This window comes from Providencia burhodogranariea DSM 19968 (assembly GCF_000314855.2).
GTDB lineage: Bacteria > Pseudomonadota > Gammaproteobacteria > Enterobacterales > Enterobacteriaceae > Providencia > Providencia burhodogranariea.
Genome location: NZ_KB233227.1, coordinates 49,374 through 65,959, shown reverse-complemented (window position 1 = coordinate 65,959; position 16,586 = coordinate 49,374). Strand labels below are relative to the sequence as shown.

Here is a 16,586-nt window from a genome sequence, read left to right as displayed (position 1 = left end):
TTATCGTTGTATCTTACAGCACTCAAAATGTTAACGTTAACACTTTTTGGCGAAAATGATAAAATGCTCACACCTTAATGCGTATTTAGTCATTCAATATAAAAAAGATAGCTCAGCGAATATTTACTGAGCTATATGCGAAAAGACAAAAAATTTAATTTATTAAAATGGAATTGATGCTTTTAAGAAGATTTGTGAACCTTCTGGACGATTTCTAACCTCAAAATCTTTTTCCCATTTGGCTGTAAATAGCCAACCTTGCTGATTAGCATAACGGATTGATGGACCAATTGCATAAGCTCGTGCCTTACCCTGTGCCGAGTTTGGTCCGCTATCTTCTGTTGTTTGCCAGAAGGCGTAGCCACCCAAGCCTGCGACCCAACCATTACCAAATCCCCAGCCTAATGCATAGTCTGCGTGTAATGCCTGTCCTGAGCGTGTTTTAGTATCATTATTACGGAAATTAAAGTCATACATCATTTTTAAATCCGCATTAATACCAACGGGTGGAATATAACTAATGGCCCAGACTGGCTGTAACGCCCAGTAATTTTTTCCTAAACTCGACGGGTCGGTTTTACTGTATTTCCCCGTAGGCGCATAAGCATCTAAGCCCACAACATAATGTAAGTCAGCTGAAGGATGAAAACCTAAAGCGGGACCAAATGTCACATCCCCCAACCCACGGCTGGTATCTTTTTTTCCTGCTGCTTTTGCGGTGACATCAAGTAATGGAATGATGGTATGAAAAGCCAGATCACCACCTAATATCTTTTGATCTGTTACCCAAATCAAACGAGGTGCCAATAGATTTACGTTAACACTAAATCCGGGGATTGGGATTTTGTCGCCTTTATTATCGCGAACGCTGTCATAATGCATATTACCGCCATACATCAAAACATGAACACCTGATGGAGGCAGTGCTCCCGACATAAAGTTCTCTAATCCATTAGGATAGATCCCTAAGCCGCCGCCCTCTGTTGCGATTGCTCCAAATGAAAGAACACCGAGACATGAACCAGCTATAAGCTTACTGATTTTTTTCTTAATCATTATTTTTCCTGCCTTAATGGGTTGCGGTGATTGCTGTGTTAACCTTTGTTTTTTATTGTGTGCATACCGTTGCTGTTATCATTACGTCCTACGTTTTGCTGCTAATGTTTGTGCAACTAGATAGCCTGAGCCGCCACCCAAACCGGGCCCCGGATGAGTTGATGCACCAATATGAAATAAATTTTTGACCGCAGTTTGGTGTGTTTTTGTTTGCCCTGAAGCTGCAAAAGGTCGTAACCAAAAAAATTGATCTGGAGAACAAGTACCTGAATAGGGATCTCCACCGACAAGATTGCAGTTATAGTTTTCCAGATCCGCGGGAGAAATTGCGGTGCGCCCAACAATCAATGATGAAACACCCGGCATCACTTGTTCTAAACGCTGTTGAACACGATCCGCTACTGCTTCACGAACTTGTTCATTCCAACGCCCGTCAGCAGGTACGCTAACTTCCCCTGCAGCATCCCCTTTCAATTGACGCGGTAACTCTTGCATTTGGATCCACAAGATCCAACCGCCCTCAGGCGCACGACTTGGATCTAACGTCGTCGGTTGTCCAATTCCAAAGGTTGGCTTATCAGGCAAATAACCGTTATTTGCTTGCGTAACCGAGAGACAAACTTGTTCCATACTTTCAGTAAAATGTACCAATGGCACATTAAGTAATTCAGGATTACACCATGGTGGAGGAGCGCTTAATGCAAAATGAATTTGCATTCCTGCTCGCCCATAACGGTAGCCTTTCGCACGTTGCGCTACCTGTGGTGGTACATCATCAAGCAAACTGCCATAAAGCTGAGTTGGCGTTACATTACACACCACACTTTCTTGAGCCGTGATCATTGCTCCATTCACGATGACACCCTTAGCACGCCGTTGCTTACCCGTACCATGAGTTATGATTTTCTCGACATGCATGGAAGTTTTTAATTGACCACCGTGTTGTTCAATCACTCGAGATAATGCCTCGACAATACGAAAGCTTCCCCCTTTAACAACAGGCATTCCACCCGCAACAACCGCAGCAAAAGTTAATTTGCCAATTAATGCAGAACTTGCTTCATCAGGCCCTAGCCCCGTATGCAATACCCAAGGTGCGATCAATGCTCGGCTAAAATCATGCTGTAATTCGCGCTCTGACCAGCGACGAAAACTCTCAACGCCTGCTTTAGTAAAGTCGAGTAATCCATCCACACCACGCTTACGCCACTCGCTAAACAATAGCTTTAACATGCTACCGCTATAAGGGTTCTGCCCCAGTAAACCAAAGGTCAGAGAGGCATCCTCACCGAATAGTTTTTCTGCCATTTGACGAAACATGGTTCCATCGCCGGGTGCTAGCTCATCGAGCTGTTTTGCTGCTTCACCAATATCACGTTTTAATGCGATAGATTGCCCATTAGGCTGAACCAGTCCTGTTGAGTAGTCACATTGCGCAAATTCCAGCCCTTGTTTTTTTAAATGAGGCTCAAGCTCTTGATAGCCAGGGCTTCCCACAAATAGCGAGTACCAACAAGAGAGCAAATCATGGGTATAACCCGGATAGAGACTTTCTGTTCGAATGCAGCCTCCAAGCCTATCGTTGCGCTCTAATACCAATACCGATTTTCCGCGTACCGCCAATAAGGCGGCACACATCAAGGAGTTCATTCCGCTACCTACAACAATCACCTGTGGGCTGGGTTGTATGGTCATAACTCACCCCACCAGCGCTAGAACGCGTAATGGACTCCCCGAGCCTCCTTCAATCTTTAATGGCGCAGCAACAATAACAACACCAGTTGCTGGTAACTGATCGAGGTTTTTCAGGCACTGTAGCCCATATTTATTATTACCGTGCATTAAGGTGTGGCATGGATAAGGGATAGGCCAGCTATAAGATTGCCCCGCATCCGTATTGATAGTTTCTACTCCAAAGCCTTTAATATCACGCTGCTCAATAAGCCATTCAACCGCTTCCTGTGAAGGGCCCGGCGTGTGTGCGCCATTTTCACGCATATTCACAAATGCTTCTGGGTTATCGGCTTTTTTAGACCAATCAGTTCGTAATAAAACCCATGCTGCCGCAGGAATTTTGCCGTGTTTAGCTTCCCATTGTTGTAAGAAATCAACGGTTAGCACCCAATCGTCATTTTCAGCAACTTCTTTACTCGCATCAACAACCACCGCAGGAGCAACAAAGTGGTGTACAGGAATAGTATCTACCGTATTATTGGCTTGATCTTTACCACTAATCCAGTGGATCGGCGCGTCAAAGTGGGTACCCGTATGTTCACCACAACTAAAATTATTCCAATACCAACCGGGGCCATTTTCATCATAGCGAGAGATTTGCTCCATACTAAATGACCACACTTGACCAAATTGCTCAGGTAATTGCAGCGCAGGAAATGACGGTGACAATGTTTGAGTCAGATCGACAACTCGAATGTGCCCATTCTGTAATTCAGTGGCAAATGACATTAAAGTTTGCTGGTTCATAGTGTCTCCTGCGCTAATTGCGCATCATGTAAGGCAGTAAAACTACCGCTGTGAAAAATTAATGGCTTACCGTTTTCGCTGCCAATGCGGCGAACATGGCCAATCATCAATAAATGATCGCCAATGTGATCCTGCTTATGATTCTCACAAACTAAGGTAGCGATCGCTCCATGTAAGGCAGGGATCCCTTCAGGTGTGATATGCATTGCAACATCCTCAAATTTATTAGTGATCCGAGGATTGGCAAAGCGCAGCGCAAGTTCTTGGTGATCTTTAGCTAAGATATTGATCGTGAAGTGGGTGCAATCACGAAATACATCTAAGTTGGGTGAATGGTTAACTAAACTCCAGAGCACCAGAGGTGGATCAAGCGATAATGAAGCAAACGAATTGATTGTCAGACCCACATCACGTCCATCAGCCGTGCGTGTGGTGACAATTGCTACCCCTGTAGGGTAACAACCTAATAAATTGCGCAAAGCCTTCGACTCAAATTCAGTATGTCCCCATTCGCTTTCACACATCAGCCTATCCTCTGCAATCATTGGCATATTCATAACTTCCCCTTAAGCGCGGGCTTCTTCGATCATTTGAGATTGAATATAAGATTCACAGGCATGCCCATCTTTCCACCATGGAAATAGCACTGGTGGGTAGTTAAAGGCATTGGCAATGGTGTGTGAAAGTGCAGGTAATTGTTGGGCAGCACCCAATAAATTTAAGATATGTGGCTCAGGTGGTGCTAATAACGAATTCGTCCATTCAACGACATGACGCCCGTATTTCCAGAACTGCTCAAATGTATCGGTCATCCACTCCTCAGTAAATGGCTTGTCGCCATGCATAAGGATCGCATCGTAATAGACTTTGCTGGCTTTCGTTGCGTTGTTAGAACCTTGCCCGGTCAGTGGGTCATTGGTTACTAATGCATCTCCTAAACCGAACACTTTTTTACCTGAAGGTAATGTGAGTACTGGCTTGCGTACAGTTGGTGCAAAGCGACCGGCTAAAATGCCGTTATCGTCGGTCAATTCAATATGTCGACAACGATCAGCTTCCCACGGCAAGTAGGTTTCGAGGATTTTTTTGCTGTATGCCAAGTGATCTTGAGGAGTTCTAGCGTCATTCCATTGATCCATTGGACCTCCCGGAATCCCTTCAAAAACCATAATATGGCAGTCACCTGTGTTAGTGAGTGATGGGAACACAAAGTACTCACCAACGCCGGGGATCAGGTTAAAAGAGACTTGTGAATATTCAGGTGTTGGTAACATGCCATGCACATAGGTTAGTGCTAATGCACGTTGCGGCTTATCATACGGGGAGCGAGAAGGATCACGTTCTAGTAACTTAACGATTTCTCCTTTTCCACCCGCTAATATCACAAGATCATGAGTGTCAGCCAGTTTTTCCAACTCAGCAACGCCAACATCTTCAATATGCAGATTGCCACCACGTGCAGCAAACAGCTCCATCCAATAAGGCATTTTAATGCGCTGATCGACAGCTTGCGCATAATTATCAAGACGTGAGCGCCATGTAATCGCTTGCTCACCGGGTTTTTCTGGATGAGGGACAGTAAAACCAATGCCTTCTACTGGTGGGCATTCGTCTTCCCAAAAGTTGATCCCTAAATCACGTTCAAATTGCAGTGAGATATCGAACATACACTGACTGGACATGACGCGACCATTTTTGACATCATCGGGAGTTCGGTTGGTGGCTACTGTAACTTCATAGCCTTTATCTAATAGCCCTAATGCTAATGGCATACCCGCCTGACCACCACCTACGATTGCTATACGACGCATAGTTTTTTCCTCAATACTTTTTCACAAAAATCAAAGTCACCGTGTCTTACTCAGCAAGACGAGGGATTGCAGGTTTGGCCTGTTCTGGCCCCATCGCGGAGTAACCGCCATCAACAGCGTAATCGGCGCCAGTGACAAAGCTGGCAAGATCAGACAGTAAAAAAGCAACGACTTGCGCCACCTCTTCTGGGTCACCAACCCGTTTTAATAGGTGATAATCGGCAGCCACTCGGTCAGTTTTTTGGCGATCACCGCTGGTGATTTCATCCATCACTCGCGACCAGGTCCAACCCGGCGAAACTGAATTTACTCGAATGCTATCTGGCGCATAGTCCATCGCTTGACTGCGTGTCACTTCTAGCATGGTGGCTTTGGATGCGGGATAGAGCCAACGACCCGTTTGAGCAACGGATGAGGAGATACTGGTAAAATTGACGATTGCACCCTTGCCTGCTTTGACAAAATACGGTTGTGCAAATTGCGCAGCCATCACAGCACTTACTACATTAATATTCAGAGCAGTTATCCAATCCTGCCGTGAGGATGACTGGCCTTCATCAAGATAAGTGGCGGCCAGATTAACTAAAAAATCGAATTGTCCATACTTTTGCGCAACCCTGTCGATGCCCTGCTTAAGTTGTTGGTCATCGGTAATATCAATAGCCAAAAAATCAATGCTCGGCTCAGATTGAGCCACTTTTTCACCATTGACTTTATCAATATCAAAAATGGTGACTTTCACACCATATGAGCTCAATATTTGGGCAACGGTTGCACCGATTTTGGTTGCGCCTCCGGTTACGATTGCCACTTTGTCATTTAAACCTTTCATTTTTGTGCCCTCTTTTCGCTCATTCAATCACAATAATTTCACAATTGATTAACATGATTTATGATTGCGCAAAATGGCAACAAGCCTGTAGCCGTTGCACGCAATAATTATCCACCCTGCGCGGCTATTTGATATTTAACCTAATGATATAAAGAGGAAAATAGCCATTATTCGCAGTTGCTATCCAGATAATGAAAACTGTGATTTATAGCAAATTGGGTGAGTGTTAGGATTTGAAGTGATAAAATAGGAGGATCGTAAAAGAATCGGCTAGGTTTTGTTAAGTTAGAAGCAGCAAAAATAAATCCAGAAGAATCAAAAATCGCTTATTAGAAATATACTGATAGTCGCCAAAAATAAAAACCCGTCAGAGTAAACTGAATTGCTGTTATAGATAAGCCTTCAGACGATTGTGAGGATAGCGCTCTATATCTATAAATCTTCAATTGTTCGCGCTATTTCTACTAATAAAAATTCAGAAAAATTATCAGCGATAATCGTCTTTATTCCTGTGTATTTAAATGATAATTCAGTTTCAACAATGACAGGCTCCCCTGATTTACCAAGGATCTTAGTATCGATAGAAAATGAAGGCCCATAGCCTGATGATTTTATTTTAATCATGCCATCATCAATATCACCCATTTCTCTAGCGCCTTTCGTTACAAAAAGTACGCAAGGAACACTATTGCCATTTATACCTTTTCTGGTGATACCATAAAAACTTTCACCACCAAAAGCTAAAGTGCCGTATTTTTGTAAAAATATTCGATAGGATTCAGGGAAGATGACGCCAAGTGACAATTCAAATAAGTTAATTGTTTCAAGATCTGTAGCATTACTTGAGAATATATCCTCTCCACTTTCCTTCATCTTTTTTTCGATTAAGTCTATATAGTTCATATGCTTCTGCTCCCTATCTAAAAATTAAAAAGCGACAATGAAAAACCAAACTAACACACTAAGGTCGTTCCAAAATACGTGCACCAGGACCTTTACGCCCTAAAATATCATCAGGGTTACGTAATGGGCATTCGCTAAGTGACAAGCATCCGCAACCAATACAGTGATCTAACTCGTTACGTAAACGAGTTAACTGCTTGATCCGTTTATCTAACGAAACTTTCCATTCGGTTGACATTTGCTTCCATTGCTCCGAAGTCAGCTTACTGTTAGCTGGAAATTTCCCTAAAGCGTCTTGGATCTCTTTTAAGGGGATCCCAGTGCTTTGAGCCACTTTAATAATCGCAATATATCGCAGCACTACAGGGGGAAAGCGGCGCTGGTTACCCTGCGTTCTTGTACTCTGAATAAGCCCTTTTGTTTCGTAAAAGTGTACCGTTGCAACAGAAACTCCAGAACGTTTTGCCACATCACCGACAGTTAAAGCCCTTGTAAAATCTATTGTTTTTTCAGGCTGCTGCGGACCTTTTATCGTTTTTATGTCTTTTTCTACCATTTTATGAACCTTCTCTTGACCTCAACCTAACTTGAGGTTTTATAGTGCCAGCCACTGAGTTTGTCAATTCAGATTGTTCGATTCAATTTTCGCATGTGTGGTGATAGCACCTATTTATGGCATGCGGGCTAACGTTGTTTAAGGGGATTGGCTATGCCAAAGGTAATCGCCAAAATTTTAGAAAGTCATGTGCTGTGGTTTATTGCTCGCATACTGATATTGATAGTGTTTGTCTCATCTGGATTAACCAAAGTTTTTAATTATGAAAGCAGCCTAGCCGAAATGCGTGCAGCAGGTTTACATCCAGATTGGTTTTTCAATATTGCCTCCGCATTTGTCTTAATAGCAGGTTCTCTTTTGGTGTTTTTAAATCGCCTACTCTGGCTAGGCGCGGGGGCTCTTGCTGTCTTTTTATTTCTAACCATCGTCGTGGTTCACACTTTTTGGAGCTATACCGGCTTAGAAGCAAAAATTGCCATGTTTTGGGCCATTGAACATCTATCTGTGATTGGTGGATTAATCGCTGTCGCCATTTCTGGGCATTTCCGTGACCTTCATTTCACTGCAAAAAAGCAGAAGTCCTAGGTAATTATAATGAATAAAAAAACGATTGTTATATTGTGTGCGGTACTGATTACTGCAGGTGGTGGCACTGCCATCTACAACTTTTACGCACAAGATGGGAAAAATGAGCAAGACGCTTATCAGTATCCCCCTATCAAAGTCGCTTTAGCGCCTGTCACTCAAGATAATGCTCCCCGTACATTTTACGGCGTTGGAGAATTAGAAGCAGGTCGACAAGTGTTTGTCGCAGCGGAAACCAGTGGCCGTATCACAAGAATTGATTTTGAATCCGGTCAACAAGTTAAAAAGGGGCAAATTCTTGTTCAACTCAACGATGCTGTTGAACAAGCGGATCTAGCTCGCTATCAAGCTCAACTGCGTAATGCAGCACGTTTGCATGATAGAACACGCTTACTGGCAGATAAAAATTTAGTCGCAGAAGCGCAAGTTGATAGCACTCGTGCGGAACGTGATATCGCGCAAAGTCTGATTCAACAAACTCAAGCATTGATCGCACAAAAGGCTATCCGTGCACCATTTAATGGCATCATTGGTATTCGTCAAATTCATGAAGGGCAATATATCAATCCCGGTCAGAATATCGCCAGCCTCGTCGATACGCAAATATTGAAACTAAACTTTTCACTGGATGAACAATCCTCACCCGAACTGTATATCGATCAACTCGTTGATATTAATGTCGATGCTTATCCCGACAGAACCTTCTCCGCTCGAATTAATGCTATTGACCCTTTAATTGGTAAGTCACGCACTGTGCAATTACAAGCCACCCTCGAAAATAGCGATGGCGCAGTAAAAGCTGGCATGTATGCCAACGTCAATGTCGTTCGCCAAGCAAATAGTAAAGTACTAACTGTACCTGAAACAGCCGTCACTTATACCGCTTATGGCGATACCGTTTTTATTGCTGAAGGCAATGGTGAAGCCATGACGGCTAAGCAAGTTTCAGTCAAAACAGGCCAACGTTGGGATGGAAAAATTGAAATCGAACAAGGTCTAAAAGACGGTAATATGGTGGTCACATCGGGACAATTACGCCTCAACAATGGGTCGGCTATCACGCCTGTAACACAAGATACATTAGCAGAATCAGCCGTTATTACCGCCCCGAATTCGTAAGGAAGGCGCCATGAAATTTACTGATATTTTTGTACGCCGTCCTGTTTTGGCATTGGTTGTGAGCGCATTAATCGTGTTAATGGGATTATATGCTTTAAGTAAGCTGCCTATCCGTCAATATCCTCAGCTAGAAAGCTCAACCATTACTATCACCACCCAATATCCCGGCGCATCTGCAAAATTGATGCAAGGGTTCGTCACTCAACCTATTGCACAAGCCGTTTCCTCCGTTGAAGGTGTCGATTATTTATCATCTTCATCAGTGCAAGGTAGTAGTGTAGTGACAGTCAGAATGGAGCTTAACCGCGATTCAACTCAAGCCCTCACGCAAGTGATGGCTAAAGTAAATCAAATTGGCTACAAATTACCGAAAGAAGCTTATGACCCGGTGATCGAACTCTCTTCAGGTGAATCGACAGCCGTCGCATATATCGGTTTTTCCAGCACAACACTGTCGATCCCCGCACTGACTGATTATCTGTCACGGGTAGTTGAACCAATGTACTCATCTATCGAAGGGGTGGCAAAAGTAGAAGTATTTGGTGGACAACAATTGGCAATGCGTTTGTGGCTAGATATCGATAAGCTAGCGGGTCGTGGTCTTTCTGCTGCGGATGTCGCACAAGCAGTGCGCCAAAATAATTACCAAGCCGCGCCCGGTAAGGTGAAGGGTGAATATGTTATTTCCAATGTTTACGTCAATACTGACCTTACCAATATCGCTGAATTTCAAGATCTCGTTATTCGCAATGATGGTAATGGATTAGTCCGTTTGCGTGATGTGGGAACCATTGAGCTAGGGGCAGCATCGACTGAAACGAGTGGATTGATGAATGGGGAACCCGCGATTTATTTAGGCTTATTTGCGACGCCAACCGGTAACCCGCTAGTAATTGTCGATGGCATGAACAAATTGATGCCTGATATCATTAAAACCCTGCCACCTAATGTCAAAATTGAAATGGCATTTGAAACCTCTCGCTTTATCAAAGCCTCGATTAATCAGGTATTCAACACGTTAGTTGAAGCTTTACTGATTGTGATTGTAGTTATCTATCTGTGTTTGGGATCCGTCCGTAGCGTCATCATTCCTATCTTAGCCATTCCATTATCCATGTTGGGTGCTGCTGCCTTAATGATGGCGTTTGGCTTTAGTATTAATTTGTTAACGTTACTTGCGATGGTGCTGGCAATCGGGCTAGTGGTAGATGATGCGATTGTGGTGGTTGAGAACGTTCATCGCCATATTGAAGAAGGCAAATCCCCTGTATTAGCAGCATTGATCGGAGCCCGTGAAGTAGCAGGTCCCGTTATTGCTATGACCATCACCCTAGCCGCAGTTTATGCCCCCATTGGTTTGATGTCTGGCTTAACGGGTGCTTTATTTAAAGAATTTGCACTGACATTAGCGGGTGCAGTGATTGTTTCAGGTATCGTCGCCCTCACGTTATCCCCTGTCATGAGTTCTTTCATGCTGAACTCAAAGCAGAATGAAGGTCGTATGGCTCTCATGGCAGAGAAGTTTTTCTCCCGCCTTGCCAATTATTACACCAAAGGGCTAAATTTTTCGTTAAACCACCGCTGGATCACCGGGATCATTGCAGTATGCGTATTTATCAGCTTGCCACTACTCTACCAATCTGCACCTCGTGAACTGGCACCAGTAGAAGATCAATCCACTGTCTTAACGGCTATCAAATCGCCACAACATGCCAATCTTGAGTATGTCGAACGTTTCTCTCATAAGCTACATGATGTATTTACGAAACTTCCTGAAACCGAAAGTACATGGATAATTAATGGAACTGATGGACCATCATCCAGTTTTGGCGGCACCAATTTAATTTCGTGGGAAAAACGTGACCGCCCAGCTTCTGAAATTCAATCAGACTTGCAAGGCATGGTCGGCGATATAGAAGGAAATAGTATCTTTGTCTTCCAATTACCCGCACTTCCCGGCTCTACTGGGGGTCTACCAATACAGATGGTATTAAGAAGCCCACAGGGATATCCGGTGTTGTATAACACGATGGAAGAGATCAAAAAACAGGCTCGTGAAAGCGGATTGTTTATGGTGGTGGACAGTGATCTTAATTACAACAACCCTGTCGTTGAGATCAAAATTAATCGTTCAAAGGCCAATAGTCTTGGTGTCAGTATGCAAGATATCGGTGAATCTCTCACGCTACTGGTCGGCGAAAACTATATTAACCGCTTTGGTATGGATGGGCGCTCCTATGATGTGATCCCACAAAGTGTTCGCAACCAGCGTTTAACTCCCGATACACTTTCGCGCCATTATATAAAAACACAAGATGGCACCATGATCCCGTTGTCAACCGTGGTCAATATTAATACACAAATTGAACCAAACAAGTTAACTCAGTTCAACCAGCAAAACGCAGCTATTTTACAAGCCATCCCAGCATCAGGCGTGACAATGGGACAAGCCGTTGAGTATTTGGATAAAATCGCAAATGAATTACCCGCTGGCTTCAGCCATGACTGGCAATCTGATTCACGTCAATATAAGCAAGAAGGAAATACCCTCGTCTTTGCATTTATGTCGGCACTAATCATCATTTATCTAGTACTTGCTGCGCAGTATGAAAGTTTAATCGATCCGCTCATTATCTTAATTACAGTTCCCTTATCGATTTGTGGAGCATTAATCCCGCTTGCACTGGGATACGCCACGCTAAATATTTATACGCAAATTGGTTTAGTTACCTTGATTGGGCTGATCAGTAAGCACGGTATTTTAATGGTTGAATTTGCGAATGAATTACAAGCTCATGAAGGAATAGATAGACGCCAAGCAATCTTGAAAGCCGCACAAATACGTTTACGTCCAATTTTAATGACTACGGCAGCGATGGTAATTGGTTTAGTGCCACTATTATTTGCAACGGGTGCAGGGGCGAATAGCCGCTTCGGACTTGGATTGGTGATTGTGACAGGTATGTTGGTCGGTACGCTATTTACCTTATTTGTGTTACCTACGATCTATTCATTACTTGCACGTAATCATAATGCGGCCGCTTTAACACCACGACGCTATGAACTTGCCGAAGCGGATCGCTTACTCAAAGCTGAAGAGGAAAAAATACAATGAATAAAAGCATAAGGGCTCGTCATCCAAAAAATAACGCTGACATCAATGATAATGAAATGAACACAATGAATAATAGTGTTGCCATGCTGATGATTTATCATGGTATTGCAGATACAACAGCAAAACCAGATTGTCTTAAAAATACATCTAGCTCATTTACATTGGTATATCCAGAATAGCTCGGGTCGAATGTCAGCGATAAGCGCAACTCAGTGAGATAAAAATTAAGCTCACTGAGTTAGTCGCAGATCAAAAAAGCCGCTAAGGGTTAATTTAGCGGCTCAAATAACTAATTGTATTTACGAACCTAATCATCATGCAATGGTTTCATCAAAGCCGCATAAAGTGATTCTTATGCGGCTTTTGGTTATTGGTGATTAATTTCGGCCTTCATAGAAAGCAAAGACTAAATTACCTTCTTTGATAATTGTTGGTTTGCCAGGCAACGCTGATAATATTCGATCTTGGGATGCTTCAACCACCACCGCTATATCTTGATAATTATGCTCTTCCAACAATCCTGGTAGTTGGTCCAAACGATAAAAACGCTTTACTGCGTCGGGGTATTGCAACCCATAACCCAGCTCACCAGTTTGATGCAACATAGTGATATCACTGCGTTTTAATACCCAAGCCAGTGCTGTGCCTAATCCAACATTATTAGTTAATAAATACGTTTTATCTGACAACTGCGCACGATATTTTTCGATCAGCTTTTGTGGCGTATTGTTACTGGCAATTTTATCCGGAATTATTGACCCGACACTTAAGCTCAATACAACTGTACAGGCTGCGGCGAATGCCCAAAAGCGACGGTTAAACGAGATAAAACCAATCAACGCCCAAAATAAGAATGCACCCGTTGCGAGTAATAATTTGTCGCTCTCATCCGCCGAATAAAAATTAAGTGCTTTAAAGTGAGACGAGAAAAATATGGCACCCGCAAGCAATAAGCCGATACTAATATTAATCACCGCATTGAGGCGGATCGCCCCCACTTGTTTTTGCTCTAGCACTTTATCAATATAAGCCGCCATCAGAACCGCGATAGGCGCAATACAGGGTAAAAGATACGTAAGTAACTTGCCTTTGGTAATACTAAAAAACACAAAAGGTACTAAGAACCACAGCAGAAAATAGATATGTTGGCCTTTTTGACGAAAACTATTTACTAACGCGGCAAATAAATAGCCTAACCAAGGCAGCACAGCAGCAATTAAGATGGGAATATAAAACCAGAAAGGTGACCGATTTTGCGCATTGTCAGCCATAAAACGCTGTACATGTTCAACCCAAAAGAAATAATGCCAATAGTCTGGCTCACGGCTTGCGACAATTATCGCCCACGGTAAGCAAACAATAAACATTGCGCAGAGTGAGACAAAAGAAAAAAAGAATACTTCCTTGAACTGTTTATAGTAAATCGAACAAAAGAAAATCACTAATGCGGGCAAGACTAAAACCAAAAAGCCTTTAGTCATCAGCCCAAGACCACCAGCTACGCCTAATAAAATAAAGGCGATCAACTTTTGCGAGAAATCTTTAGCGGCTAATCCCCACTGGAAAAAGAACATGACCATGGTCAAAAATGCCGTCAAGATTGGATCTAAAACATTATAAGTCCCAATAGTTAACACCATGAACATGGAGAGATAGATTAAGGTCGCATTGAATGCGAGGTTGTTTTTTTTCCATGCCATTTTGGCACTAAGGTAAACAAATAATGCACTGGTTAAAGTGCTAAACACTACCCCAAGCCTAACGGATACATTATTTTCACCAAACAACATTTGAAAAAATGCATTGACCCAATAACCAAAAATGGGTTTTTCGAAATAACGGATATCAAGAAGCTCAGGAACACTCCAGTTATAGCTGGAGATTAATTCACGACTTATTTCTGCATAGCGCAGTTCATCTGGTTGCCAAAGGAGCCGGCCATTAAGAGGAATAAAATAAGTCAGTAATACAAAGCAAAACAGCAGGCACCACTTAAGGTAGGCAATCTTAGTATTTGCCATATTCATTTTATTTCAACCATTCTTTTATAAATATTTATTATTATCATGAGGTTATGCGATAATCACTCGCCTTCACCTGACATGTCACATTGAAGCACTTAGCATTTTTATAGCTCATTAAACCATTATCATCAGCATGAATAAACCTCATATAAACAAATAGAGAATTAATCATTCTGAATGCAACTATTCTGCAACAATAAATATCTCAGTCATACTTTAAGTTACTGCTAACTGCTTATAAACCTAAAGCTTGCAACCTAAATCACGCTATTAACTCTGCTTTCTATTATTTTATACTAATGACATCATTTGTTATCGATATCGCATCCTTATTATTTAATCTAAAAATGAATATAAAATAGACTGTTAGTTAAAATAAAACATAATAATATTTATTATCATTATCAATAAGTTAATCTTATATTGGAAAGTGACATAGACGCTGAGTATTAAAAATAGCGGGATTAAATGAAGTATGGCGTTATATTTTGAATTGTTTAAATGGTTATTAGAAACACATCATTAAAGGTGTAAAATATTAAAATAAGATTAAAAGGTATTAAAAAGCGGCTACCAATAAATATAACTTTATCAATAACCGCTATAATATCTCGACTAAACGTTAAACAACTCTATTTAGCTGCATCTAACGCCTGTTCAAGGTCTGCTAAAATATCATCAATATGTTCGATACCAATAGAAAGACGGATCATATCGCGTGATACGGCAGCTTTAGCTAACTCGGCATCATTGAGCTGACGGTGAGTGGTTGAAGCAGGATGGCATGCTAATGATTTGGCATCCCCAATATTCACCAATCTAAGGATCAATTTTAATGCATCAATAAAACGAGCTCCTGCTTCTTGACCACCTTTAATTCCAAATGACAAAATTCCTGCCGGTTTACCATTCATGTATTTTTGCGCTAAAGCGTGCTCTGGGTGGCTAGCAAGACCTGCATATTTCACCCAAACAACTTGAGGATGTTTCTCTAAATATTCAGCGACTTTCTGAGCGTTTTCAGTGTGGCGTTCCATGCGCAATGCTAACGTTTCGAGGCCTTGTAAGATCAGGAATGCGTTAAATGGTGAAAGTGCTGCACCAGTTCCACGCAATGGCGCAACACGGCAACGCGCAATAAAGGCCGCTGCACCAAAGTGCTCAGTATAACTCACACCGTGATAAGCAATATCTGGCTCAATCAATAGTGAAAAGCGATCTGCATGCTCAGTCCACGGGAATTTGCCTGAATCGACGACCATGCCGCCAATGGAGTTACCATGACCACCAATATATTTAGTCAGTGAATGAACAACAATATCCGCGCCATGTTCGAATGGGCGGCATAAATAAGGTGTAGCAACCGTGTTATCGACTATCAATGGTAAGCCATGACGATGAGCAACCTCGGCTAATGCGGCGATATCAACAATAAATCCAGCAGGGTTCGTGATCGTTTCACAAAATACGGCTCTGGTTTTATCGTCAATTAGCGCTTCCAACTCAGCTAAATCATCATGCTCAAAAAAACGAGTTTCAATACCAGAACGCGGTAAGGTATGTGCCAACAGGTTATAGGTTCCACCATACAGTTTCGCGACAGAAATAATGTTATCACCTGCCTGAGCAACTGTTTGGATAGCATAAGTAATTGCCGCCATACCAGATGCAACCGCTAATCCAGCAATACCGCCTTCTAAGGCAGCGACACGTTTCTCTAATACATCATTGGTTGGGTTCATGATGCGAGTATAGATATTGCCTGCAACCTTTAAATCAAATAGATCGGCACCATGTTGGGTATCATCGAATGCATAAGATGTTGTTTGGTAAATAGGAACAGCAACCGCTTTTGTCGTTGGATCTGGTGAGTAACCTGCGTGAATCGACAATGTTTCTAATTTCATTTGTTATCCTTATTATTACGCTGTAAATAATGCAAGCCGATGTGGCATCTATTTATTTACTGCATGTTTGTTATACCCAAACTAGTTCAAGTTGTATGTAACGCCCGATGAATATAAAAACATAACTGATTCAGGTTTGTGAGCAATGACTGATATTGGCAACACGCCCTATATAGCTTGAAATATGACGAGTGAAT

At 42.3% G+C, this 16,586-nt stretch carries 14 protein-coding genes; 4 read left to right on the top strand and 10 right to left on the bottom strand.

The genetic code is table 11. The annotated features are described in order from the left end of the window. Positions 1 to 162: 162 nt before the first annotated feature. The 8 genes from OOA_RS18860 to soxR form a co-directional block, all read right to left on the bottom strand. Positions 163 to 1,056 carry a SphA family protein gene (locus OOA_RS18860; RefSeq protein WP_008913772.1) on the bottom strand — a complete coding sequence of 298 codons (894 nt, stop codon included), beginning with the start codon at positions 1,054 to 1,056 and terminating at the stop codon, positions 163 to 165. Between the two features lie 81 nt (positions 1,057 to 1,137). Beyond that, positions 1,138 to 2,751 (bottom strand): phytoene desaturase family protein, encoded by a 1,614-nt coding sequence (locus OOA_RS18855; protein WP_008913771.1) that lies wholly within the window; start codon positions 2,749 to 2,751, stop codon positions 1,138 to 1,140. 3 nt (positions 2,752 to 2,754) lie between these two features. Next, positions 2,755 to 3,537, bottom strand: coding sequence for a cyclase family protein (locus OOA_RS21325; RefSeq protein ID WP_008913770.1), 783 nt, complete (start codon positions 3,535 to 3,537; stop codon positions 2,755 to 2,757). After that, complete coding sequence (locus OOA_RS18845) at positions 3,534 to 4,094, bottom strand: flavin reductase family protein (protein ID WP_008913769.1); 561 nt, start codon at positions 4,092 to 4,094, stop codon at positions 3,534 to 3,536. The genes OOA_RS21325 and OOA_RS18845 overlap by 4 nt, the downstream gene beginning before the upstream one ends. Positions 4,095 to 4,103: 9 nt before the next feature. Beyond that, a complete protein-coding gene (locus OOA_RS18840) occupies positions 4,104 to 5,348 on the bottom strand; it encodes a styrene monooxygenase/indole monooxygenase family protein (RefSeq protein ID WP_008913768.1) in 1,245 nt (414 codons plus the stop codon). 46 nt (positions 5,349 to 5,394) lie between these two features. After that, complete coding sequence (locus OOA_RS18835; protein ID WP_008913767.1) at positions 5,395 to 6,180, bottom strand: SDR family oxidoreductase; 786 nt, start codon at positions 6,178 to 6,180, stop codon at positions 5,395 to 5,397. A 432-nt stretch (positions 6,181 to 6,612) separates the two neighbouring features. After that, positions 6,613 to 7,083 (bottom strand): SMI1/KNR4 family protein, encoded by a 471-nt coding sequence (locus tag OOA_RS18830; protein WP_008913766.1) that lies wholly within the window; start codon positions 7,081 to 7,083, stop codon positions 6,613 to 6,615. Positions 7,084 to 7,141: 58 nt separating this feature from the next. After that, complete coding sequence (gene soxR / locus OOA_RS18825; protein ID WP_008913765.1) at positions 7,142 to 7,639, bottom strand: redox-sensitive transcriptional activator SoxR; 498 nt, start codon at positions 7,637 to 7,639, stop codon at positions 7,142 to 7,144. Between the two features lie 153 nt (positions 7,640 to 7,792). On the opposite strand from soxR, the gene OOA_RS18820 reads away from it, so the two are divergent. From OOA_RS18820 to OOA_RS18805, 4 genes are read left to right on the top strand one after another with little or no spacing between them, the layout of a single operon-like run. After that, entirely contained in the window at positions 7,793 to 8,224 is a 432-nt protein-coding gene (locus OOA_RS18820; RefSeq protein WP_008913764.1) for a DoxX family protein, read from the top strand. A gap of 9 nt (positions 8,225 to 8,233) precedes the next feature. Further along, positions 8,234 to 9,343, top strand: a complete 1,110-nt coding sequence (locus OOA_RS18815; RefSeq protein ID WP_008913763.1) for an efflux RND transporter periplasmic adaptor subunit — start codon at positions 8,234 to 8,236, stop codon at positions 9,341 to 9,343. Positions 9,344 to 9,353: 10 nt separating this feature from the next. After that, positions 9,354 to 12,458, top strand: coding sequence for a MexW/MexI family multidrug efflux RND transporter permease subunit (locus OOA_RS18810; protein WP_008913762.1), 3,105 nt, complete (start codon positions 9,354 to 9,356; stop codon positions 12,456 to 12,458). Continuing rightward, positions 12,455 to 12,637 (top strand): hypothetical protein, encoded by a 183-nt coding sequence (locus OOA_RS18805; RefSeq protein ID WP_008913761.1) that lies wholly within the window; start codon positions 12,455 to 12,457, stop codon positions 12,635 to 12,637. The genes OOA_RS18810 and OOA_RS18805 overlap by 4 nt, the downstream gene beginning before the upstream one ends. Positions 12,638 to 12,835: 198 nt before the next feature. Here OOA_RS18805 and arnT read toward each other — a convergent pair whose 3' ends face one another. Then, a complete protein-coding gene (gene arnT, locus OOA_RS18800) occupies positions 12,836 to 14,485 on the bottom strand; it encodes a lipid IV(A) 4-amino-4-deoxy-L-arabinosyltransferase (RefSeq protein ID WP_008913760.1) in 1,650 nt (549 codons plus the stop codon). A 629-nt stretch (positions 14,486 to 15,114) separates the two neighbouring features. Further along, positions 15,115 to 16,389 carry a bifunctional O-acetylhomoserine aminocarboxypropyltransferase/cysteine synthase gene (locus tag OOA_RS18795; RefSeq protein WP_008913759.1) on the bottom strand — a complete coding sequence of 425 codons (1,275 nt, stop codon included), beginning with the start codon at positions 16,387 to 16,389 and terminating at the stop codon, positions 15,115 to 15,117. Positions 16,390 to 16,586: the final 197 nt, after the last annotated feature.

Bases quoted from the DNA above. Each gene is read 5' to 3' on its own strand.
- OOA_RS18830 (WP_008913766.1), bottom strand. From the start codon at position 7,083: ATGAACTATATAGACTTAATCGAAAAAAAGATGAAGGAAAGTGGAGAG.
- OOA_RS18810 (WP_008913762.1), top strand. From the start codon at position 9,354: ATGAAATTTACTGATATTTTTGTACGCCGTCCTGTTTTGGCATTGGTT.
- OOA_RS18835 (WP_008913767.1), bottom strand. From the start codon at position 6,180: ATGAAAGGTTTAAATGACAAAGTGGCAATCGTAACCGGAGGCGCAACC.
- OOA_RS18840 (WP_008913768.1), bottom strand. From the start codon at position 5,348: ATGCGTCGTATAGCAATCGTAGGTGGTGGTCAGGCGGGTATGCCATTA.
- OOA_RS21325 (WP_008913770.1), bottom strand. From the start codon at position 3,537: ATGAACCAGCAAACTTTAATGTCATTTGCCACTGAATTACAGAATGGG.
- OOA_RS18845 (WP_008913769.1), bottom strand. From the start codon at position 4,094: ATGAATATGCCAATGATTGCAGAGGATAGGCTGATGTGTGAAAGCGAA.
- OOA_RS18860 (WP_008913772.1), bottom strand. From the start codon at position 1,056: ATGATTAAGAAAAAAATCAGTAAGCTTATAGCTGGTTCATGTCTCGGT.
- OOA_RS18820 (WP_008913764.1), top strand. From the start codon at position 7,793: ATGCCAAAGGTAATCGCCAAAATTTTAGAAAGTCATGTGCTGTGGTTT.
- soxR (WP_008913765.1), bottom strand. From the start codon at position 7,639: ATGGTAGAAAAAGACATAAAAACGATAAAAGGTCCGCAGCAGCCTGAA.
- OOA_RS18855 (WP_008913771.1), bottom strand. From the start codon at position 2,751: ATGACCATACAACCCAGCCCACAGGTGATTGTTGTAGGTAGCGGAATG.
- OOA_RS18815 (WP_008913763.1), top strand. From the start codon at position 8,234: ATGAATAAAAAAACGATTGTTATATTGTGTGCGGTACTGATTACTGCA.
- arnT (WP_008913760.1), bottom strand. From the start codon at position 14,485: ATGAATATGGCAAATACTAAGATTGCCTACCTTAAGTGGTGCCTGCTG.
- OOA_RS18805 (WP_008913761.1), top strand. From the start codon at position 12,455: ATGAATAAAAGCATAAGGGCTCGTCATCCAAAAAATAACGCTGACATC.
- OOA_RS18795 (WP_008913759.1), bottom strand. From the start codon at position 16,389: ATGAAATTAGAAACATTGTCGATTCACGCAGGTTACTCACCAGATCCA.